19 protein-coding genes and 1 pseudogene are annotated in these 18942 nt (G+C 64.8%); 12 read left to right on the forward strand and 8 right to left on the reverse strand.

Features of this window, described 5'->3' with window-relative positions; all coding sequences use genetic code 11:
* A pseudogene (locus IEI94_RS14820) lies at positions 1–451 on the forward strand (aldehyde dehydrogenase (NADP(+))); the annotation flags it as partial.
* A 128-nt stretch (positions 452–579) separates the two neighbouring features.
* On the opposite strand, the gene IEI94_RS14825 reads toward IEI94_RS14820, so the two are convergent.
* On the reverse strand, positions 580–1527 hold the full coding sequence (locus IEI94_RS14825; RefSeq protein WP_191168051.1) for an AEC family transporter: 948 nt from the start codon (positions 1525–1527) through the stop codon (positions 580–582).
* Positions 1528–1773: 246 nt separating this feature from the next.
* Between IEI94_RS14825 and IEI94_RS14830 the strand changes: the two genes are divergently transcribed.
* From IEI94_RS14830 to IEI94_RS14840, 3 genes are read left to right on the forward strand one after another with little or no spacing between them, the layout of a single operon-like run.
* Positions 1774–2601, forward strand: a complete 828-nt coding sequence (locus tag IEI94_RS14830) for an alpha/beta fold hydrolase (RefSeq protein ID WP_191168052.1) — start codon at positions 1774–1776, stop codon at positions 2599–2601.
* Positions 2594–3472 (forward strand): alpha/beta fold hydrolase, encoded by an 879-nt coding sequence (locus IEI94_RS14835; RefSeq protein WP_191168053.1) that lies wholly within the window; start codon positions 2594–2596, stop codon positions 3470–3472. Before IEI94_RS14830 ends, IEI94_RS14835 begins: the two co-directional genes overlap by 8 nt.
* Before the next feature lie 8 nt (positions 3473–3480).
* On the forward strand, positions 3481–4539 hold the full coding sequence (locus IEI94_RS14840; RefSeq protein ID WP_191168054.1) for a patatin-like phospholipase family protein: 1059 nt from the start codon (positions 3481–3483) through the stop codon (positions 4537–4539).
* 1 nt (position 4540) lies between these two features.
* Here IEI94_RS14840 and IEI94_RS14845 read toward each other — a convergent pair whose 3' ends face one another.
* Positions 4541–5134 (reverse strand): Smr/MutS family protein, encoded by a 594-nt coding sequence (locus IEI94_RS14845; protein WP_191168055.1) that lies wholly within the window; start codon positions 5132–5134, stop codon positions 4541–4543.
* Between the two features lie 158 nt (positions 5135–5292).
* Here IEI94_RS14845 and prmB point away from each other — a divergent pair, with 158 nt between their 5' ends.
* The 5 genes from prmB to phaC all read left to right on the forward strand — a co-directional run bounded on the left by prmB (position 5293) and on the right by phaC (position 10626).
* Positions 5293–6246, forward strand: a complete 954-nt coding sequence (gene prmB, locus IEI94_RS14850) for a 50S ribosomal protein L3 N(5)-glutamine methyltransferase (RefSeq protein WP_191168056.1) — start codon at positions 5293–5295, stop codon at positions 6244–6246.
* 28 nt (positions 6247–6274) lie between these two features.
* The gene (aroC, locus tag IEI94_RS14855) at positions 6275–7360 is read left to right on the forward strand and encodes a chorismate synthase (RefSeq protein WP_191168057.1); all 1086 of its coding nucleotides are present in this window, start codon (positions 6275–6277) and stop codon (positions 7358–7360) included.
* A gap of 361 nt (positions 7361–7721) precedes the next feature.
* Complete coding sequence (locus IEI94_RS14860; protein ID WP_191168058.1) at positions 7722–8129, forward strand: hypothetical protein; 408 nt, start codon at positions 7722–7724, stop codon at positions 8127–8129.
* A 135-nt stretch (positions 8130–8264) separates the two neighbouring features.
* Positions 8265–8681 carry a phasin family protein gene (locus IEI94_RS14865; RefSeq protein WP_191168059.1) on the forward strand — a complete coding sequence of 139 codons (417 nt, stop codon included), beginning with the start codon at positions 8265–8267 and terminating at the stop codon, positions 8679–8681.
* A gap of 97 nt (positions 8682–8778) precedes the next feature.
* Complete coding sequence (gene phaC, locus IEI94_RS14870; RefSeq protein ID WP_191168060.1) at positions 8779–10626, forward strand: class I poly(R)-hydroxyalkanoic acid synthase; 1848 nt, start codon at positions 8779–8781, stop codon at positions 10624–10626.
* A 97-nt stretch (positions 10627–10723) separates the two neighbouring features.
* On the opposite strand, the gene lnt is transcribed toward phaC, so the two are convergent.
* From lnt to miaB, 5 genes are all read right to left on the reverse strand, one after another.
* Positions 10724–12217, reverse strand: coding sequence for an apolipoprotein N-acyltransferase (lnt, locus tag IEI94_RS14875; protein WP_191168061.1), 1494 nt, complete (start codon positions 12215–12217; stop codon positions 10724–10726).
* A 20-nt stretch (positions 12218–12237) separates the two neighbouring features.
* Positions 12238–13131, reverse strand: a complete 894-nt coding sequence (locus IEI94_RS14880; protein WP_191168062.1) for an HlyC/CorC family transporter — start codon at positions 13129–13131, stop codon at positions 12238–12240.
* A complete protein-coding gene (gene ybeY, locus IEI94_RS14885; protein WP_191168063.1) occupies positions 13128–13652 on the reverse strand; it encodes an rRNA maturation RNase YbeY in 525 nt (174 codons plus the stop codon). Before ybeY ends, IEI94_RS14880 begins: the two co-directional genes overlap by 4 nt.
* Positions 13649–14731 carry a PhoH family protein gene (locus IEI94_RS14890; protein WP_191168064.1) on the reverse strand — a complete coding sequence of 361 codons (1083 nt, stop codon included), beginning with the start codon at positions 14729–14731 and terminating at the stop codon, positions 13649–13651. The genes ybeY and IEI94_RS14890 overlap by 4 nt, the downstream gene beginning before the upstream one ends.
* Positions 14732–14841: 110 nt before the next feature.
* Entirely contained in the window at positions 14842–16188 is a 1347-nt protein-coding gene (miaB, locus tag IEI94_RS14895; protein ID WP_191168065.1) for a tRNA (N6-isopentenyl adenosine(37)-C2)-methylthiotransferase MiaB, read from the reverse strand.
* Between the two features lie 230 nt (positions 16189–16418).
* Between miaB and IEI94_RS14900 the strand changes: the two genes are divergently transcribed.
* The 3 genes from IEI94_RS14900 to IEI94_RS14910 all read left to right on the forward strand — a co-directional run bounded on the left by IEI94_RS14900 (position 16419) and on the right by IEI94_RS14910 (position 18236).
* The gene (locus tag IEI94_RS14900) at positions 16419–16748 is read left to right on the forward strand and encodes a DUF1820 family protein (RefSeq protein ID WP_191168066.1); all 330 of its coding nucleotides are present in this window, start codon (positions 16419–16421) and stop codon (positions 16746–16748) included.
* 202 nt (positions 16749–16950) lie between these two features.
* Positions 16951–17574: a TIGR04211 family SH3 domain-containing protein gene (locus IEI94_RS14905; protein WP_191168067.1), complete on the forward strand. Its 624-nt coding sequence runs from the start codon at positions 16951–16953 to the stop codon at positions 17572–17574.
* Between the two features lie 17 nt (positions 17575–17591).
* Positions 17592–18236 (forward strand): thiopurine S-methyltransferase, encoded by a 645-nt coding sequence (locus IEI94_RS14910; RefSeq protein ID WP_191168068.1) that lies wholly within the window; start codon positions 17592–17594, stop codon positions 18234–18236.
* A gap of 96 nt (positions 18237–18332) precedes the next feature.
* Here IEI94_RS14910 and IEI94_RS14915 read toward each other — a convergent pair whose 3' ends face one another.
* Positions 18333–18920: a YajG family lipoprotein gene (locus tag IEI94_RS14915; RefSeq protein ID WP_191168069.1), complete on the reverse strand. Its 588-nt coding sequence runs from the start codon at positions 18918–18920 to the stop codon at positions 18333–18335.
* Between the last annotated feature and the right edge of the window lie 22 nt (positions 18921–18942).

Consider the following 18942-nt stretch of genomic DNA (forward strand, 5'->3'; position numbering starts at 1 on the left):
CTTTGTGGCCAGTGCCGCAGACTTCCTCGCCGATGAGGCGCTGCAGGCCGAGGTCTTCGGTGCCACCTCGCTGGTGATCGAGTGCAGTGACCTGGCCGAGATGCAGCGCGTCGCCGAGGGGCTGGAAGGCCAGCTCACCGCCACCCTGCAGATGGACGACGGCGACCTGGAAGCGGCCAAGGGCCTGCTGCCGACGCTTGAGCGCAAGGCCGGGCGGATCCTCGCCAACGGCTGGCCCACCGGGGTCGAGGTATGCCACGCCATGGTCCACGGCGGCCCCTATCCGGCCACCTCGGACGCCCGCACCACCTCGGTGGGCAGCGCCGCCATTCATCGCTTCCTGCGCCCGGTGTGCTATCAGGACCTGCCGGCGGGGCTGCTGCCCGAGGCGCTCCAGGACGGCAACCCCCTGGGCGTGAGCCGGCTGGTGGATGGCAAGCGCGAGGGGTAAGGCAAGAAGTAAGGCCGGGCGATGCGCCCGTAGATGGCGAGCAAGTGAGACCTTTAAGCGGCCTGCGGGCCGCTTTTTTATTTGAGAGTGTTGCCCATTCAACAGGCCTTCAAGCCCGGCGAGGTTGCTCAAATCATCCGCAACGTCTGCAGCACGAAGATGCCCACACTGACGGTCAGCATCGAGCCCAGAGTGGAGAGCACGATCATGTCGGCGGTCAATCGGTCGTTGGCACCGGCAGCCTTGGCCATGATGAAGGCCACGGCGGCGGTGGGGCTGGCAAGAAACAGGAACAGCACCCCGAGGGCCTGGCCGCGGTAGCCAAGCAGGATGGCGCCCAGGGTGCCGAGCAGCGGGACCCACACCAGCTTCCACAGGCAGGCGCTGGTGACCAGCCAGCTGCCGCTGCGTACCGAGCGAATACTGAGGGTGCCGCCGATGCAGATCAGCGCCAGGGGCAGCGATAGCGAGCCGAAGTACTCGCCGGAGGTGAGCAGCCAGCCAGGCAGGGTGATACCCAGGGCTGCTACTGGCAGGGCGGCCAGGACGCTGAGGATCAAGGGGTTACGGATGATGTCGGCGAGCAGCGCGGGGATGTCGGAGCGCGCGGTTGGGCTGTAGAGGGCGAGAATGATGGCCGACAGCACGTTGTAGAGCACGATTACGCAGCCGGTAAGAATGCCACCTAGCGACAGGCCATAGCCGCCATACATGCTGGCGGCGAGCGCTAACCCGACCACGCCGCAGTTGCTACGAAAGGAGCCCTGGACGAAGATGCCGCGGTCGATGTGCGGATAGCGGAGTATCGCCCAGCCCCAGGCGAGCATGAAGCTGATCACGGTGACACCCAGGAAATAGGCGATCAGGTCTGGCTGGAAGGCCATCTCCAGGTCGGCCTGGATGATGCTCAGAAACAGCAGCGTCGGCATGGTGGCCTTGAACACCAGCGCTGAGGCGGTGGCGATGAAGGCCTGGTCGATCCACCCGATGCGTTTGAGTACCAGGCCCACCAGGACCATGGCGAACACCGGTAGCGTGACATTGAGAGTCGCCAGGAAGACGTCGAATAGATTCATCCGTGTCGAGTCCTAACGCGCCAGCCAAAGGCCGACGACTATCGCAGCGATCACGGTGGCAAAGAATAGGCGATTACGCAGACGATTATCGCGGGGGGTAGGCACGCTGAGCTCCCTGCTGGGGGTTGGTAGAATTAAAACGACTGTATTAACGCATCGAAAAAACCATTAGCGTAGCGTCAATGGTAAGCTCGTTAGCCTGCTATGGCTATCGACGGCCGCGACGCCTTCGCTCAGGACCTGTACATGTCTCACTCTCGATCTGCGCCTTCTTCATCTCGCGACCGCCTGGTGTTCGCCCACGCCAACGGCTTCACCGGTGGCAGCTACCGCAGCTTTCTGGCGCCTCTGGCCGAGCGCTTCGACCTGCATCCGCTGGACCGCTTGGCCCATCATCCCGACTACCCGGTGGATCATAACTGGCTGGCACTGCGCGACGAGCTGCTCGAGCAGCTGGCGCATCACGAAAGCCCGGTGATCGGCGTCGGTCACTCCATGGGCGGGGTGCTGATGGCAATGGCGGCCGAGCAGGCGCCGGAGCGCTTTCGCTGCGTAGTAGTGCTCGACCCGCCGCTGATGCTGGGGCTCGATGCCCTGGCGATGAAGGTCGCCAAGCGCGTCGGCATGATTGACCGAGTGACCCCGGCGGGCAAGAGCCTGGGGCGTCGTGTGCGCTGGTCGAACCGCGACGCCATGGCCCACTACCTGCGCAGCCGTGGGCTGTTCAAGCGTTTCACCGACGAGGCGCTCAACGACTATGTCGAGGGCGGCACCCGGCTGCTCGAGGACGGTGCCGCGCAACTGGTATTCGACCCGGCCATCGAAGTCGAGATATTCCGTCACTTGCCCGACCACCTCCACGGCCTGCCGGGGCGCCTCAAGGTGCCGCTATCGCTGATCGCCGGCGAGGAGTCCGATCTGCTGACCCCGGCCCGTCGGCGGCGCCTGACACGTCACGGCGTGCGCATCGACACCGCCCCGGGCGGGCATATGTTTCCCATGGAGCACCCGCGTGAAGCGCGCGATGTACTGCTCGCCACTATCGATTCCCTGCTGGAGCCTGCCCATGGCTGAGCCTGTTTCACTGACGCTGGCCGACGGCCGCCTGGCTGGACTCAGTTGGGGAGAGTCCAACGCGCCGGCCTGGCTGGCGCTGCACGGCTGGCTGGACAATGCCGCCACCTTCAGCCGCCTGGCGCCGCGCCTGGTCGAGGCGCTGGGAGTACGCATCGTGGCCATCGACTTCGCCGGCCATGGCCAGTCGCAGCCGCATCCCGGCGGTGTCGACTATGCGATCTGGGACTACCTGCACGACGCACTGGATGCCCTGGATGAGCTCGAGCTTGCGCCGGCGACGCTGCTGGCCCACTCGATGGGGGCCGGGGTCAGCTGTCTGCTGGCGGGGGCCTTTCCCGAGCGCGTCGAGCGGCTGATGCTGATCGACAGCCTGGGCACGCTCTCGACCCCCGCCGAACAGATGCCGGAGCAGCTGCGCAAGGGCATTCAGGGGCACCGCCGTCGCCTTTCTGCCCCGCCGCGCTATGCTGATATAGAGAGCGCCGTGGCGGCGCGCGGCAAGGGCGGCGTGATGCCGCTGGACGCCGACACCGTGCGCCCGCTGGTAACGCGCAACGCGGCGCCGCTGGCCGATGGAGGAGTGCAGCTGCGCACCGACCCGCGGCTGATGCGACCCTCACTGGTGCGCTTCACGCCGGAGCAGGTGCTGGCCAATCTGGCCGCGATCCAGGCGCCGGTGATGCTGGTCGAAGGTGAGACCGGGGTGCTCCCCAAACGCGAGGGCATCGAGCGCGCGCGGGCCGCGGTGGCACAGCTGCATCGTCGCGTGCTGCCGGGCGGGCACCATCTGCACCTCGACCCACGCACGGTGTCGGCGGTGGCCGAGGAGATCATTGCCTGGTATCAGCAGCAGGGGGCGACGCGGTAGGAGGCCATATGAACAGCAAGAGCGAATATAGCAAGCGCGTGGCGCTGGTGCTGGGCAGCGGGGGAGCGCGGGGCTATGCGCATATCGGCGTGATCGATGAGCTGGAGGCGCGGGGCTACCAGATCATTTCCATCTCGGGCTGCTCGATGGGTGCCCTGGTGGGCGGTATTCACGCGGCCGGCCAGTTGGATGGCTACCGCGAGTGGGTCTGCGCGCTGGACTATTTCGACGTGCTCAAGCTGGTCGACGTCACCTGGAGCCCGATGGGCGCGATGCGCGCCAGCAAGGTGATGAGCAAGCTCGAACAGCTGATCGGCGAAACCCTGATCGAGGACCTGGCGATTCCGGTGACCACGGTAGCCACCGACCTGATTCGCCAGCGCGAGGTATGGTTCCAGAGCGGCCCGCTGCTGCAGGCGATTCGCGCCTCGATTGCGGTACCCGGCATTATCACGCCGGTGCATTTTGGCGACCAGGTGCTGGTCGACGGCGGGCTGCTCAACCCGCTGCCGATCATGCCGACGCTCTCCTCTCATGCCGACATGGTGCTGGCAGTCAACGTCACCGCCCAGAGCCCCTATCCCGTCACCCTGGAAGAGCTGCTGCCAGCCGAAGAAGCGGCACAGGAGCATGCCCGGGAGAAGGCGCTGGAAGCAGAAGGTCAAGGCTTTGCCGGCTGGATGGCCGGGGTGCGCGAGCAGGCCCAGCGGATGTTCGCGAGTCGCGGCGGCGATGCCGATGATGACGCCGATTGCGAACAGCTCGCCACTCGCCGCGCCTGGGGCAGGCTCGACATGATGCTTGCATCCTTCGATATCACTCAGGCCGCGCTGGCCCGCTACAAGGTCGCCGGCTATCCGCCGGACGTGCTCATCGAGGTGCCCAAGTCGGTGTGTGGCGCCTACGAATTTCACCGCGCCGAGGCGTTGATCCGGCTGGGGCGGCATCTCGCCGTACAGGCGTTGGATCGGCATGAGGGCAGTCATCGCGCCAAGGCCTACCAGGCCGAGGCGAGTATCGTCGAACCGCCGCAGACTCCGCACGAGGTGCCGCCCACGTCGGGCTGAGCTACATCGTCTCGCCGCGACGCCGCAGCAGCACATAAACGGCACCGGTGCCGCCGTCGAGCTCGCGGGCCGAGCAGAACGCCAGCACGCTTGGCCACTCGCGCAGCCAGGCGTTGACGTGACTCTTGATCACCGGGAACTCGCTCGTGCCGGTGTGCACGCTGGCGCGAGACTTGCCGTGCACCACCAGTACGCAGCGCATGCGACGGCTGCGTGCCTCGGCGAGAAAGCTCTCCAGCTCGCCGCGCGCTTCATCGACGCTATAACCGTGCAGGTCGAGGCCGGCCTCCCAGTGGATGCCGCCGCGCTTGAGCTGGGCGTGGGTGCGGTAGGGCAGGTCGACCACCGCGAAGTCGAGAAACTCCGAGGGGCGCACCGGCTCGACGCGGCCGTCGCTGGTGCGGCTGACCGCCTGCTGGGTATCCGCCGCGATGGCCGCGGCACGGCGCTCGGCCAGCGCCGCCGCGCGCCGCCGTTGGGTGGGCTTTCCGGGATCGGCACGGTTGCTCTCAAGGCGACGCACGCCAGCTTCGTTCAGGGCCTGGCGGAACAGGTTGATCTCGTCGTCATCCGGCGGATCGGGGCGTCGACTCATGGAGGCTCTCTTGTGACGTGCGGCGAGGCTGCCCGTCCGGGCGGCCTGGGCAAAGGATTCAGCGCCAGTATACCGGCTGCCGAGTGACTGTGAACCGTGCTCCGCTGCGGGTACAATCATGCACCTCGATTCGCACCACTCAACTGACAGGATGCCGCGTGGCCGACTCTACCCCAGCAGCCGTATCGACCCTGACGCTCAGCGATGGCGACCTCGCCGAGGGGCTTATCACCCTGCGCGACTGCCTGCGCTGGGCGACCAGCGAGTTTCACGCCCACGGCCTGTTCTATGGCCACGGCACCGCCTCGCCGTGGGACGAGGCGGTGGCGCTGACCCTGGGCGCGCTGCACCTGCCCTGGGACGTCGATCCGGCGGTGCTCGAGGCGCGGCTGCTGCCCATGGAGCGTGGGCGCATCGTGGCCCTGGTCCGGGCACGCATCGAGACGCGTCGGCCGCTGCCCTACCTCCTCGGCGAGTGCTTTTATGCCGGCTATCCGTTCCACGTCGATGAACGGGCGTTGATCCCGCGCTCGCCGATCGCCGAGCTGATCGAAGACGGTTTTTCCGCCTGGTTTCCCGATCAGCCGCCGGCGCGGGTGCTCGACCTGTGCACCGGCTCGGGCTGTATCGGCATCGCCACGGCCCTGACCCTGCCTACCTGCGAGGTCGATCTCACCGATATCAGCGCTGACGCGCTGGAGGTGGCCAAGGCCAATATCAGTCGCCACGACGTTGGTGCTCGGGTGCGCGCGGTCTACTCGGACGTGTTCGCCGGGGTGGCCGGCCGGCGCTATGATCTGATCGTTGCCAACCCACCCTACGTCGATGCCCGGGACCTCGCCACCATGCCCGCCGAGTTCCAGCACGAACCGTCGCTGGCGCTGGGGGCCGGCGAGGATGGTCTGGATATCGTGCGGCGCATTCTGCGCGATGCCCGCCAGCACCTCAGCGACCGCGGCGTGTTGATCGTCGAGGTCGGCAACTCCGACCGGCACCTCGAAGCGGCCTTCGCCGAGGTTCCGTTCCTGTGGCTGGAGTTCGAACGCGGTGGTCAAGGCGTGTTCGTACTCACCGCCGCCGAACTCGACGCTTACGCCCCGGCCTTCGCCTGACTCCTGACTTCACCTGCGAGGAACACCCATGTCCGGCAACACCTTCGGCAAGTTGTTCACCGTCACCAGCTTCGGCGAGAGCCATGGCCCGGCGCTGGGTGCCATCGTTGACGGCTGCCCCCCCGGGCTTGCGCTAAGCGAGGCCGACCTGCAGGGCGATCTCGACCGGCGTCGCCCCGGTACCTCACGGCACACCACCCAGCGCCGTGAGCCGGATCAGGTGCGTATCCTCTCCGGCGTGTTCGAGGGCGTCACCACCGGCACCTCGATCGGACTGCTGATCGAGAACACCGACCAGCGCTCCACCGACTACTCGAAGATCAAGGACCAGTTCCGCCCGGCCCACGCCGACTACACCTACCATCACAAGTACGGCGTGCGTGACTACCGCGGCGGCGGGCGCTCCAGCGCTCGCGAGACCGCCATGCGCGTGGCCGCCGGCGCTATCGCCAAGAAGTACCTGGCCACGCTGGGCATTCAGGTGCGCGGCTACATGAGTCAACTGGGCCCGATCGCCATCGAGTTCAAGCAGTGGCAGGCGGTCGGCGAGAACGCCTTCTTCTGCCCCGATCCCGACAAGGTGCCCGAGCTCGAGGCCTATATGGATCAGCTGCGCCGCGACCAGGACTCGGTGGGCGCCAAGATCAGCGTGGTCGCCGAGGGGCTGCCGCCGGGACTCGGTGAGCCGGTCTTCGACCGCCTCGATGCCGATCTGGCCCACGGCCTGATGAGCATCAACGCGGTCAAGGGGGTCGAGATCGGTGACGGTTTCGCCAGCGTGGCCCAGCGTGGCAGCGAGCACCGTGACGAGATGACTCCGGAAGGCTTCCTCTCCAACCATGCCGGCGGCGTGCTCGGCGGGATCTCATCGGGTCAGACGTTGATTGCCCACCTGGCGCTCAAGCCCACCTCGAGTATTACCACCCCGGGACGCTCCATCGATGTCCACGGCAATGCCGTGGAAGTGGTCACCAAGGGGCGCCACGACCCCTGTGTCGGCATCCGCGCCACCCCCATCGCCGAGGCGATGATGGCGCTGACACTGATGGACCACCTGCTGCGTCACCGTGCCCAGAACCTCGACGTATGCGTCGATACGCCCCGCCTCAGCTAAGGAAACACTGCTTAAATGGCTGCGCGGGTAAATCACTGCGTTGCGCGGTGCTCGAAATCCTCACCTATACCCCATAGGCTCCGGTTGACTCGAAACCTTCGGTTTCTCGCTCCTTCGGAGCCATCCTTCGGATGTTTGTCGCTTCGCTCGGTACTGTGCTCCGTGCGCTTTGCGACCCACAGGGATGTGGGAAGTGCGTTGGTTCGTCGGGAACGAACCTAGCTGCTTCATCCCGCTCGCTGATTTATTCAGCGTTTCCCTGAATCCCCCTCGGCACCAATCAGCGTTGGTGCCGATGTGGGGGACTTTCCCCCAAGACTGCTAGACTGATGGAAAGCCCGCCAGTCGAGTCATGCTATCTATGAAAATCAACGTCGAGTTTGATCTCACCCCCCAGGAGTTCCGCCAGGCAATGGGGCTGCCGGACGTCGAGTCGTTCCAGAACGATCTGATGGCGCGTATCCAGCAGCAGATGGAGAACGGCGTGGAGGGGTACGACCCGATGAGCTTGATGCAGCCGTTTCTGCAGCAGTCGTTCCTCAAGGAGGGCATGCAGCAGCCATTTATGAAGGACAGCATGGCGCAGGGACTGGCCAGCTTCGGCAGCTATCAGCAGATGATGCTGGACATGCTGCGCCAGGCATCATCCAGCGGTAGTGGACGTAACGCACAGGAGGCGTCGGCCACCGAATCCGCTGAGCCAACCCAGGAGACGCCGAGCGGCGAACGCGGCAAGGCGTCGGCTAACTCACGCGCCAAGCGCAAGTGAGCCTCCTGTCGCAAGCTTGATCCCGGTCAAGCAAGTGGCTGCGGTTAATTGCAATGAGCGTAGGGAGAGACTACGCTTTGTGCACTGCAGCAAATTGCTTGATTCCTTATGCCGATTATCCAGGAGGAAATCGCCATGCAAGACAAGATGTTTACCGCCTTCAATGAGCAGACCCGTGGCTTCTTCGAGCCGATGCGCAAGCTCAACTCGCTGATGCTCAACAACATGGAAAAGATGACCCAGTACCAGCTGGAGTCCATGAAGCGCTATAGCCAGCTGGGCACCGAGCGTCTGCGCGACGCCAGCGAGATCAAGGACGCCGAGGACATACGCGAGTTTGGCACCCGCCAGGCCGAGATCATGAGCGAGCTGTCGAATCAAATGCTGGAAGACGCCCGCGCCATGACCGAGCTTTCCATGCAGTTCAAGAGTGAGATGGAGCAGCTGTTTGGCGAGGCCGCCGAGAAGGCCGCTGCCCAGGCCGAGGAAGCCACCAAGGCTACCACCACGCCGGCCAAGGCCAGCAGTCAGGCGAGCAAGAAAAGCTCCTGAGCGGTCTCTACTATAGCGCCCGCCTTGCCCGCTCTGCGGGCAAGGCGGGCGATGGTGTTTACGGTCATTGTTTCAGTTGTGTCTGACGGAGTGTGCAATGCAGCCAGGATTAGATCAGCCATCCCAGGCGGATATGGAGGTGTGGCGTGAGCAGCTTACCGCCATCGGTCAACAGTACCAGGAGATGCTGGGAGATCTCGTCGGACGGGTAGAGCCCAGCGAGGCGGGCAAGACCGTCTACAACGACATGCGAGAAAGCTTCACTGCCGCCCTCGAAGCCCTGGCCAGCGACCCTCAGGCGATGTATGCCGCTCAGTGGCGCCTGATGCAGGAGCAGTGGCAGCTGTGGCAGCACGGCATGCAGACCTTGGCCGGTCAGACCCCCGAACCGCTGGTAGAACCGGCTCGACACGACCGACGTTTCAAGGACCCGGCCTGGCAGGAGGAGCCCTTCTACCAGGCGCTGCTCCAGCAGTACCTGCTGTTCTCACGTACCGTGGAAGAGCTGGTAGCGAGCCTCGACGGCCTGCCCGAGGAGAAAAAGCGCAGCCTGGCCTTCTATGCCCGCCAGTGCGTCAGTGCTCTGTCGCCCTCGAACTTCGTTACCACCAACCCCGAAGTGATGCGCCGCACCCTCGAGACCAAGGGGCAGAACCTGATCGACGGCATGGCTCGACTGCGTGAAGATCTTGCCAACTCCGCCGAGGGCATCAACGTCACCATGACCGATCGCTCGGCGTTCCAGATTGGCGAGAACGTTGCCGTTACCCCCGGTGAAGTGGTCTACGAGAACGAGCTGATCCAGCTGATCCAGTACCATCCGACCACCGAGAAGGTGTTCAAGACGCCACTGCTGATCGTGCCGCCGTGGATCAACAAGTACTACATCCTCGACCTGCGTGAAGACAACTCGCTGGTCAAGTGGCTGGTCGACCAGGGCCACAGCGTGTTCCTGATCTCGTGGCGCAACCCCGGCCCCGAGCAGCGTGACCTGACCTGGGCCGACTACATGCAGATGGGCCCCATCGATGCCATGGGCGCCATCGAGCAAGCCTGCGGCGAGAAGTCGGTCAATCTGCTCAGCTACTGCGTTGGCGGGACCCTGGCCGCGTCCACCGTGGCCTATCTGACCAGTACCCGGCGCGGTCGCAAGGTCAAGTCGGTGACCTATATGGCCACGCTGCAGGACTTCAGCGACCCCGGTGAGATCGGCGTGTTCCTCAACGAACCGGTGCTTCAAGGGCTTGAGCGCCAGCTCGAGGCGGACGGTTATCTCGATGGCCGGGTGATGGCCTTCTCGTTCAACCTGCTGCGCGAGAACGATCTGTTCTGGTCGTTCTATATCAACAACTACCTCAAGGGCGAGAAGCCGGCGGCCTTCGACCTGCTCTACTGGAATACTGACGGCACCAACCTGCCGGCCGGTACCCACGCCTGGTACCTGCGCAACATGTATATGGAGAATCGCCTGATCGAGCCCGGCGGTATCGAGCTCGACGGGGTCAAGATCGACCTGCGCAAGATCTCCACGCCGAGCTATTTCGTCTCCGCCAAGGAAGACCATATCGCCAAGTGGAACAGCACCTATGGCGGCACCCAGTTGCCCAAGGGGCCGGTGACCTTCGTGCTCGGCGGTTCGGGACATATCGCCGGCATCGTCAATCCACCGGCCAAGAACAAGTACGGCTTCTGGACCAACGAGGCGCTGCCGGCCAGCCCCGACGAGTGGCTGGAGAATGCCACCTTCAATGAGGGGTCGTGGTGGCCGCATTGGCAGGCCTGGGCGACCGAAAACGGCTATGCCGATCCGGATCCCAAGAAGCTGGTAGCGGCACGGGTGCCAGGCGAAGGCGAGCTGGCGCTGCTGGAGCCGGCGCCGGGGCGCTATGTACGCATGACGATCCCAGAAGTGCTGGGAGAGATCCCGGCTACGCCGGAAGAGTAACGCGTTAAGCGCGCCGCGTCGCGGCGGCAAGCTTGGCAACCCAACGCCCCCGCAGCGACTCGCTGCGGGGGCGTTTGCGATGGTGGTGAAGCGAAGCTTACGCTACGGGTTTGCTCTGACGCTTAAAGCCCAGCCCAGCCACCATCAGCAGTGCGGCCAGCAACCAGGTTGGCCAGCTACCGCTGCGGGTGAACGGTGTCAGACCCTGCATTGGCGTTACCTCGCCGGTGAGGCTGGCGGTCTCGAACTGCGGCAGCTGGGCGGTGACGCGACCCTGGGGATCGATGATCGCAGTCACGCCGTTGCTGGTGGCGCGGGCCACGTAGCGGCCGTTTTCCAGCGCCCGCAGTCGCGCCATCTGGAAATGCTGGTGAGGGCCGATCGAGGCGCCGAACCAGGTGTCGTTGGAGACCGTCAGCAGCACATCGGCATGGCGGGCGCGCTGGGCGACCAGATCGGCGTAGATGATCTCGTAGCAGATCGCGTTGCCGATGGTCAGGCCGGCGGCCTGCATCGGTGCCTGACGGGCGGGTCCGGGGGTCATGGCCGGCATCGGCAGGTCGAAGAAGGCGATGGCGCCGCGCAGCAGGCTGTCGAAGGGCAGATACTCGCCGAACGGGACCAGATGCTCCTTGCGGTACTGCCCCTCGACGTCGCCGACTCCGATCACCGCGTTATAGAAAAGATCGTCATCGTCGCGCTGCAGGATGCCGGTGAGCAGGGCGGTGTCGGGTGCCAGGTTGGCCTGTACCCGCTCAAGCAGCGGCCGTGCATCTTCCTCGAGCATCGGCAGCGCCGCTTCCGGCCAGACGATCAGATCGATATCGTCATCCTGTTCGCGGGTCAAGTCGCTGAAGGTGTTGGCGGCCATGCGCTGCCCCTCGGGGGTCCATTTGAGCTCCTGGGGCAGGTTGCCCTGCAGCAGTGCGACCTGGCGCGGTTCGCCAGCGGGGCTGGTCCACTGCGCGGGCAGCGCCAGCGGGGCCAGCCACATCAGCGCAATCGGCGCCGCTGCCAGCCAGCGGCGATGCAGTAGCTCGACCAGCAGAGTGCCGGAGAGGGCAGTAATCAGCGACAGCAGATAGACGCCCCCCACCGGCGCCCAGGCGGCCAGTGGAGAATCGACGTGGGCGCTGCCCAGCAGCAGCCAGGGAAAGCCGGTGAAGGCGTAGGTGCGCAGCACTTCGCCCAGCACCCAGGCGCCGGCAAAGCTCAGCGCTGCCAGGCGTGGGCCGCACAGGCGACGGTAGAGCCACAGCCACACGGCGAAGAATAGCGCCATTGCAGCGACGAACAGCGCGGTGAGAAAGAGTGCCAGCGGCATGCCGGTGTAGCCGTAATCATGGATCGAGACATACACCCAGGAGGCGCCGCTGCCGAACAGGCCGACGCCGTACCACCAGCCCTTGAGGGCCGCCTGGCCAGGCGTGAGGGTATGAATTCCGAGGTAGATCAGTGCTACCGCTACCGGCCCCAGCCACCACAGCTCGAAGGGCGAGGCGGTGAGGGTGGTGAGCAGGCCCGCGATCAGTGCGATGGCGTAGCCCAACAGGCGCTGGCCGCGGCTAGGGGGGGGGAGTGCTTGCGTCATGATCGTTCCTTGAACAGAGACTAACCGTCGGCCGCATTGGCGCTGTCATTCTCGTTGGCTTGCTCGGCACGCTCGGCTTGCAGCAGGCGAATGCGGCGATTATCAGCGTTGAGTACGGTAAAGCGCCAGCCACCCAGATCAGCATGCTCGCCGCGACGCGGCAGATGGCCAAAGCGCTGCATTACCAGTCCGCCAACAGTGTCGAACTCCTCGTCCGAGAAGCGCGTTTCGAAACGTTCGTTGAAGTCTTCTATGGGCGTCAGGGCACGAATCGCGAAGCGGCCGTCACCCAGCTCGCGAATATCGTCCTCTTCGTCGGTATCGTGTTCGTCCTCGATGTCGCCGACGATCTGCTCGAGGATATCCTCGATGGTCACGATCCCGGCGGTGCCGCCATACTCGTCGACCACCACCGCCATATGGTTGTGAGTGTCGCGGAACTCCTTGAGCAGGCTGTTGAGGCGCTTCGATTCGGGTACGAACATCGCCGGGCGCAGCACGCTGTCGAGGGCGAAGTGCTGTCGCTTGTCCTGGCTCTCGGAGAGCAGCGGCAGCAGATCCTTGACCAGCAGGATGCCGTGCACCTCGTCGAGATTCTCGCCGATCACCGGATAGCGCGAGTGGCCGGTCTCGAGGATCACCGGCAGATACTCCTCGGGCGCCTGTTCGAGGCCGATGGAATTGACCTGGGAGCGTGGAATCAGCACCTCGCGGACCTGCTGGTCGCTGATCTGCAGGGCACCCTCGATGATGGTCAGCGCGTCCTGGTCGAGGCGCAGCCGGGTACCCGCTTCACGCAGGAAAGCCAGCAGTTCATCGCGCGAGCTGGGCTCGTCGCTGTCGGATGAGAAGGCGCTGAAAAACTTCTCGAGCCAGGATTTGTTGTTCAGGCTACTCGATCGGTCTTCACTCATGCGTCGGGTCTCTCGTCCTCTAGTGCGGCAGAAGGGGCATTGGACGCGCTGTCCTCGGTGCGATAAGGATCGGCGATCCCAAGCTCGGCGAGGATCTCGCGCTCGAGCTGTTCCATGGCCTCGGCCTCGGCGTCGTCGACATGGTCGTAGCCGAGCAGGTGCAGCGTGCCATGAACCACCATGTGGGCATAGTGGTCGGCCAGCGTTTTGCCTTGCTCATTAGCCTCACGTACCACCACCGAGTGGCAGATCGCCAGATCCCCCAGCAGCGGCAGGGCCACCCCCGGCGGCAGCTCGACGCCGAAGGAGAGCACATTGGTGGGGGCATCTTTACCGCGGTAGTCGCGATTGAGCGCCTGGCTTTCCGCGCTGTCGACGAAGCGTACGCTGAGTTCGTCGCGGTCATGTTCGCCGGCGTGGGCCAGCGCCGCGGCGACCCAGCGTTCGAGGCTGGCCTGATCGGGCAGTTGGCTGTCGTCGGCAAGAGCGACCTGGCGATCTACGCAGGGAGCATGAGTCACGTCCGTGGATCCTGACGCAGATCGCGTTCCAGCTGCTCGCGGCGCAGCGCGGCCCGCTCCTGGTCGCGCTCCAGCTTGCGCTGGCGCTCGGCAGCTTCCTGCTCGGCCTCGAAGTGGTCGTAAGCCTCGATAATGCGCTGCACCAGCGGGTGGCGCACCACGTCCTTGGCGGCAAAGTGGGTGACGCCGATGCCTGGGGTGCCCTTGAGCACATCGAGCACCTGAATCAACCCCGAGCTCTGGCCCCGCGGCAGGTCGACCTGGGTCACGTCGCCAGTGATCACCGCGGTGGAGCCGAAGCCGATGCGGGTCAGGAACATCTTCATCTGCTCGCGGGTGGTGTTCTGGCTCTCGTCGAGAATGATGAAGGAGTTATTGAGGGTGCGACCGCGCATATAGGCCAGCGGGGCGATCTCGATGATCTGCCGCTCGATCAGTTTGCCGACCTGCTCGAAGCCGATCATTTCATACAGGGCGTCATACAGCGGGCGCAGGTAAGGGTCGATCTTCTGGGCCAGGTCGCCGGGCAGGAAGCCGAGCTTCTCGCCGGCCTCCACCGCCGGGCGCACCAGCAGGATGCGTCGCACCTCCTGCTGGTTGAGCGCCTCCACCGCGGCGGCCACGGCCAGATAGGTCTTGCCGGTGCCCGCCGGGCCGATACCGAAATTGATATCGTGCTCGCGAATACTCTGCACATAGCTCTGCTGGTTGAGCCCGCGCGGCTTGATCAGCGCCCGCGTGGTGCGCAGCAGGACCTCGCTGTCCTCGACGCCTTCCTCCTCCTCTAGCGCCTCGAGGCCGGACTCCTGCAGAAACAGATGCACGGTATCCGGCGACAAATCGCTGGCTTCGGTCTCACGGTAGAGATGCTCGACCACATTGGCCGCTGCCTTGACCCGTGAACTGGGCCCGGCCAGTTGGAAGGTGTTGCCTCGGTTGCGCAGGGTGATGCCCAGGCGCTCCTCGACCAGCTTGAGGTGCTCATCACGCTGGCCGCATAAGTTGGCCAGGCGACGTGGGTCGTTAGGTTCGAGGGTCAGCGTGATGATGCGATTGGCCTGAGAACTGTGTTGGCTCAAGAGCAAGGGATCCGTGCGTTGCGAATGGATTCGACGAGCTTACTGCCCCGGGGCAGCCCGGGGCAATGTCGTACGTTAACTAGATATTCAGCCTAGTCGATAGTGGCGGTTCAATGCAGCGCCGGAGAGGCGAGTTCGCCGCGCAGCGAGTTGGGCAGCGCCTCGCTGATTTCCACGTCGACGAAGTGGCCGATCAGCTCGGTGGGATTGGCAGCGCGGAAATTGACCACCCGGTTGTTTTCGGTACGGCCCGACAGCTGGCCGGGGTCCTTGGGCGAGAAGCCGGTGACCAGAATGCGCTGGGTGGAGCCCACCATCCGCCGACTGATCTGCATCGCCTGCTGAATGATGCGCTCCTGGAGGATGGCCAGGCGCTGTTTCTTGACCGCCTCCGGTGTTTCATCTTCGAGGGAGGCCGCCGGGGTGCCGGGGCGCGCCGAGTAGACGAAGCTGAAGGAGTGATCGAAGCCGATGCGGTGAATCAGGTCCATGGTCGCTTCGAAGTCTGCCTCGGTTTCGCCGGGGAAGCCGATAATGAAGTCGGAGGAGAAGCTGATATCCGGGCGCAGGGCGCGGATGCGCTCCATCTTCTCGACGTACTCTTCCACCGTATGGCCGCGCTTCATCGCTGCCAGGATGCGGTCGGAGCCGGCCTGCACCGGCAGGTGCAGATGGCTGACCAGCTCGGGGATCTCGGCGTAGGCCTCGATCAGGCTGTCGGAGAACTCCACCGGGTGCGAGGTGGTGAAGCGGATGCGGTCGATGCCCTCCACCGCCGCCACGCAGGCGATCAGCTCGGCCAGATCGATCTCGTCGCCGAGCTGATTCTCGCCGCGGTAGGCGTTGACGTTCTGGCCCAGCAGGTTGATCTCGCGTACGCCCTGCTCGGCGAGGTGAATCACCTCGTCCATCACTGCCTCGAAGGGGCGCGAGACTTCCTCGCCGCGGGTATAGGGCACCACGCAGAAGGTGCAGTATTTCGAGCACCCCTCCATGACCGACACGAAGGCGGTGGCGCCATCGGCGCTGGGCATGGGCAGATGGTCGAATTTCTCGATCTCGGGGAAGGTGACGTCGACCACCGAGATCTGCTCGCTGCCGCGCCGAGAGTCGAGCATTGCCGGCACCCGGTGCAGGGTCTGGGGACCGAACACCATGTCGACATGGGGCGCGCGCTTGCGCAGCGCCTCGCCCTCCTGGCTGGCCACGCAGCCGCCGACGCCGATCACCAGATCGGGGTTGGCGTCCTTGAGCTTCTTCCAGCGGCCGAGCTGGTGGAAGACCTTTTCCTGGGCCTTTTCACGGATCGAGCAGGTGTTGAGCAGAATCACGTCCGCCTCACCTTCGTTATCGGTGAGTTCGAGCTGGTGGGATTCGCCGAGCAGATCCGCCATGCGGGCCGAATCATACTCGTTCATCTGGCAGCCGTGGGTCTTGATGAAGAGTTTCTTCGCCATAAGAATTAGGGTCGTGGCGTGTGAGCCCGACCTAGCCGTTACCGGTTCAGGGGATTCATCCAGGCGGCCCGCGGGCCGTTGCTGACGTATCTCGGCGATTATACGGATAGCCCGCCGGTGGGGCCAGCGGTGGGGGCTCGAATTGGCCGAGGCTGTGCTATTCTTCGCCCCCTAGGGTCGGCATCCAGGTGCTGCCGGCGTCGTTGATGTGGCATAAATGCAGAGGCAGTATGGCGGCCAAGCCTATTTACCGGGTGGTGTTTCATAATCTGGGGGAGATCTGGGAGCTTTACGCCCGCGAGATCTTCCAGAGCGACCTGTGGGGGTTTATCGAGGTCGAGGCGTTTGTCTTCGAGGACGCCAGCAAGCTGGTGGTGGACCCCTCTACCGAGAAGCTGAGGCGGACCTTTGACGGTGTCAGCCGCAGCTATATTCCGCTGAATGCGATCGTGCGCATCGATGAAGTCGAGCGTGAAGGTACGCCCAAGGCGGTCAAGGCCGAGGGCAAGGTGGCGGAATTTCCGCGCCCGATGAGCTGGCCGCCTCGTAGCGACAGCTGATCAAAAAATGAACGATTTGAGGGGGTGTCAGGCATCTCGGTGGCTGACATCGACTTCGGGGGAGGTTTTCCCAAGACTTATCCACAGAAGCTGTGGATGGGACGCGGTCTCATCGCGCCGCCAGTGACAGGATGCTCGGGCGGTGCCATCAGGGTGGAGCGGGCGCGACTCGCCCAACTCGAGCCACGAACACGGCAGACATATGCGTACATTCAAGACATTGATGCTGGGCGTGTCGCTGGGGGCCATGGCCCTCGGGGCGCAGGCCCAGGAAGCGGACGATAACCAGGCCTGGGTCTCAGACGGCCTGACCACCTTCGTCAGAAGCGGCCCCACCGACGGCTATCGTATCGTCGGTACCCTCACCGCTGGCGAGCCGGTCACAGTGCTCGAGACCAGCGGTAGTTATACGCGGGTCGAGGATGCCGACGGCGATACGGTGTGGATTCTTAGTGACGAGCTGCAGGACTCGCCCAGCGCCGGCGTCAGGGTGCCCGAGCTCGAGGCCCAGGTGGCCAGCCTGACCAGTGAGCTCGACGGAATCAACGAGGAGTGGGAAACCCGCGTGTCGACCATGACCGAGACCCTCGAACAGCGCCAGCAGCGCATCGAGGAACTCGAGACCCGCAACCGCGAGCTGGACGCCGAGGCCGATGAGGCCCTGCGTCAGGTGCGTGGCCTGCAGGCGCGACTCGACACTCAGGAGGAAGACCTGCTGCTGCGCTACTTCATGTACGGCGGCGGCGTGGCCGGCGCCGGCCTGTTGGTCGGCCTGATCGTTCCTCACCTGCCGCGGCGGCGCAAGAAGAACGACCGCTGGTTCTGAACGGGGATCGCCTGAGCATGCAGCAGAGCGAAGAGAACGAGTGGTTGGCGCGCTGGCGCGAGGGGCGTATCGGTTTTCATCGCGACGCGGTGCATCCGGCGCTGGTGCGTTTCTGGCCGTCGCTAGGCGCCGCGCCGGGGGCCAAGGTGCTGGTGCCGCTATGCGGCAAGAGCCTCGACATGCGCTGGCTGGCCGAGCAGGGGCATCCGGTGCTGGGCATCGAGTTGGCCACGGATGCCATCGAACAGTTTCTGGCCGAGGGTAGCGGTGAGGTGTCGCGCTATCACCAGGGCGACTTCGATATCTGCCGTCAGGGAAGCGTCGAACTGTGGGGCGGTGATTTCTTTCACTTCCACATCCAGCAGGCGGCGGAGATCGGGGCCTTTTACGACCGCGCCGCGCTGATTGCGCTGCCCCCGGCCACCCGTCAGCGCTACGCTTTCCACCTTGCTCAGCTACTGCCGCCGGGCTCGGTGGGGCTGCTGATCAGCCTCACTCGAGGTGGGGAGGGAGCGGGGCCGCCTTACAGTGTCCCCGCCGAGGAGGTGCGCGAGCTGTTCGAGCCCAACTTCGAGCTGACCCATCTGGCCGACGGTGAGCCGGAAGACAACGGCTTTTACGAGAGCGCCTGGGCGCTCAAGCGGCGCGGCCCGATGGCCTGAGCGCCCGGCTAGCCTGCCTGAACCACTGAGCCCCGCGAGATCGCGGGGCTCAGTGGTTGTTGGGAGGGGCGTGGCCAGCTTCAGGCATGGCCTGGTTTAGCGGGCCAGCAGCTGGCCCAGCTCGGGGTCGCGGAAGGTGCGGTTCAAACCGTCGCTGAGCAGGTCGTTGACCATGCGCGTGTTGGTGTCCTGATCGGGGCGTACCGCGTAGCTCTGGGTGCGGCGTGAGGTATAGGTGCCGGTGTAGGTATTGCGCTGGTTGACCGCCTCGGCGCGGAACACTGCTTCGAGCACCGCTTCGCCGAGCACTGGCACACCATCGCCGCGGGCGTAGTCGAGGCGGGTCAGCGTCAGGGTCAGTGAGGGCCGGCCGTCGCTGGGCTGAGTAGTAGGCGAGAAACCCATGCGGCGCACCGCAGCCTCGGCCTGCTCCTGCAGTTTGGGCACCACGTCATGGGAGTTGACGGTGATCTGGGCCGCCGACATCGCCGAGCCGCTGCGCGTGCCCAGCACCTCGGACTCGCGTTCGTCGACCACGTTGACGGTGACTTCCTGACCGCCGCCGCTCTGGGGAATGTCGGCGGTGATCTGCGGGTCTACCTGCAGATAGTGAGGGCTGGTGCAGCCGGCCAGAGCCAGCGCGGCGGCGGCAAACAGAGTGCGTAATCCGCAACGAGACAGCATGCGAAACTCCTGAATGATCAAC

The sequence above is a fragment of the Halomonas sp. ML-15 genome (assembly GCF_014779595.1).
GTDB lineage: Bacteria > Pseudomonadota > Gammaproteobacteria > Pseudomonadales > Halomonadaceae > Franzmannia.

Bases quoted from the DNA above. Each gene is read 5' to 3' on its own strand.
- IEI94_RS14900 (WP_191168066.1), top strand. From the start codon at position 16,419: ATGGCGGCCAAGCCTATTTACCGGGTGGTGTTTCATAATCTGGGGGAG.
- IEI94_RS14915 (WP_191168069.1), bottom strand. From the start codon at position 18,920: ATGCTGTCTCGTTGCGGATTACGCACTCTGTTTGCCGCCGCCGCGCTG.
- IEI94_RS14830 (WP_191168052.1), top strand. From the start codon at position 1,774: ATGTCTCACTCTCGATCTGCGCCTTCTTCATCTCGCGACCGCCTGGTG.
- miaB (WP_191168065.1), bottom strand. From the start codon at position 16,188: ATGGCGAAGAAACTCTTCATCAAGACCCACGGCTGCCAGATGAACGAG.
- lnt (WP_191168061.1), bottom strand. From the start codon at position 12,217: ATGACGCAAGCACTCCCCCCCCCTAGCCGCGGCCAGCGCCTGTTGGGC.
- IEI94_RS14860 (WP_191168058.1), top strand. From the start codon at position 7,722: ATGAAAATCAACGTCGAGTTTGATCTCACCCCCCAGGAGTTCCGCCAG.
- IEI94_RS14865 (WP_191168059.1), top strand. From the start codon at position 8,265: ATGCAAGACAAGATGTTTACCGCCTTCAATGAGCAGACCCGTGGCTTC.
- IEI94_RS14910 (WP_191168068.1), top strand. From the start codon at position 17,592: ATGCAGCAGAGCGAAGAGAACGAGTGGTTGGCGCGCTGGCGCGAGGGG.
- phaC (WP_191168060.1), top strand. From the start codon at position 8,779: ATGCAGCCAGGATTAGATCAGCCATCCCAGGCGGATATGGAGGTGTGG.
- aroC (WP_191168057.1), top strand. From the start codon at position 6,275: ATGTCCGGCAACACCTTCGGCAAGTTGTTCACCGTCACCAGCTTCGGC.
- IEI94_RS14840 (WP_191168054.1), top strand. From the start codon at position 3,481: ATGAACAGCAAGAGCGAATATAGCAAGCGCGTGGCGCTGGTGCTGGGC.
- IEI94_RS14845 (WP_191168055.1), bottom strand. From the start codon at position 5,134: ATGAGTCGACGCCCCGATCCGCCGGATGACGACGAGATCAACCTGTTC.
- IEI94_RS14880 (WP_191168062.1), bottom strand. From the start codon at position 13,131: ATGAGTGAAGACCGATCGAGTAGCCTGAACAACAAATCCTGGCTCGAG.
- IEI94_RS14835 (WP_191168053.1), top strand. From the start codon at position 2,594: ATGGCTGAGCCTGTTTCACTGACGCTGGCCGACGGCCGCCTGGCTGGA.
- IEI94_RS14905 (WP_191168067.1), top strand. From the start codon at position 16,951: ATGCGTACATTCAAGACATTGATGCTGGGCGTGTCGCTGGGGGCCATG.
- IEI94_RS14825 (WP_191168051.1), bottom strand. From the start codon at position 1,527: ATGAATCTATTCGACGTCTTCCTGGCGACTCTCAATGTCACGCTACCG.